1 protein-coding gene is annotated in these 228 nt (G+C 62.3%); it reads left to right on the forward strand.

Translation table 11 applies throughout. The features are described 5' to 3' along the window. Window positions 1-228, forward strand: a 228-nt coding sequence (locus AC0608_RS13925) for a hypothetical protein (RefSeq protein WP_478289498.1), incomplete at both ends; no start/stop codon positions are given.

Raw genomic sequence — 228 nt, forward strand, 5'->3', positions numbered from 1 at the left:
TAACCAGAACCTGCTCTACGCAGGCCTGGTGGGTGCATTCATGACCTCGCTGTACACCTTCCGCCTGATCTTCATCACCTTCCACGGTGAAGCCAAGACCGAAGCGCACGCGGGCCACGGCATCTCGCACTGGCTGCCGTTGTCGGTGCTGATCATCCTGTCGACGTTCATCGGCGCCCTGATTACCCCGCCACTGGCCGGTGTACTGCCGGAAAGCGCCGGGCATGC

It is taken from the genome of Flavobacterium sp. GNP008 (assembly GCF_056428965.1).